1 protein-coding gene is annotated in these 259 nt (G+C 35.5%); it reads right to left on the bottom strand.

Going from position 1 to position 259, the window contains the following annotated elements; genetic code table 11:
* Positions 1-234, bottom strand: a 234-nt coding sequence (locus RYX56_RS23475; protein WP_317124273.1) for a phospholipase D-like domain-containing protein, incomplete at its 3' end; no start/stop codon positions are given.
* Between the last annotated feature and the right edge of the window lie 25 nt (positions 235-259).

Here is a 259-nt window from a genome sequence, read left to right on the forward strand (position 1 = left end):
TTCACCAAATAGAATCACAACAAAATCCTTTAAACGTTTTTCAGCCTCTGTTAGAGCCTTGATTAATTCAGGAGTTAGCTCATTTTCCCATATTTGAACAAATAAATTTTTTGTTGACTGATGAATGACTGTAATGGCTTTTTGAATGGTAAGTTCATAATTCTCCACTTTCCAGATGGCTTCTGTGTCCGCTTGCGGTTTGATATCTTTCAACAAATCTACAACTATATCCAAGTCTCCATTCATGTCTTGGCGAATG

Origin of the sequence: Alkalihalophilus lindianensis, assembly GCF_032843265.1 — a bacterium.
GTDB classification, from domain to species: Bacteria; Bacillota; Bacilli; order Bacillales; family Bacillaceae_D; genus Alkalihalophilus; species Alkalihalophilus lindianensis.